This window comes from Psychroserpens mesophilus (assembly GCF_050617655.1).
In the GTDB taxonomy this organism is placed as follows: domain Bacteria; phylum Bacteroidota; class Bacteroidia; order Flavobacteriales; family Flavobacteriaceae; genus Psychroserpens; species Psychroserpens mesophilus_A.
Window position 1 is genome coordinate 1 of record NZ_JBODQC010000170.1, and the last position, 272, is coordinate 272.

The 272-nt window shown below is 45.2% G+C and carries 1 pseudogene; it reads left to right on the forward strand.

Annotated features, from left to right (window positions below):
- Positions 1-256 (forward strand): annotated as a pseudogene (locus ACRHNM_RS16810) (30S ribosomal protein S3); the annotation flags it as partial.
- Between the last annotated feature and the right edge of the window lie 16 nt (positions 257-272).

The following is a 272-nucleotide window of genomic DNA, read 5'->3' on the forward strand; positions in this document are numbered from 1 at the left end:
TCGTTTGAACGGTGCTGAAATGGCACGTTCAGAATCTTACAAAGAAGGAAGGATTCCATTGTCCACTTTCCGTGCCGATGTTGACTATGCCTTGCACGAGGCCCACACCACCTACGGTAGATTGGGTATCAAGGTATGGATCATGAAGGGTGAGGTTTATGGTAAAAGAGAGCTTTCCCCATTGGTAGGATTGAGCAAGAGTCAAGCAAAAGGCGGTAAACAAGAAGGTGGCAAAAAACCACGCCGTAGAAAGTAATAAGATAAAGTAAGGT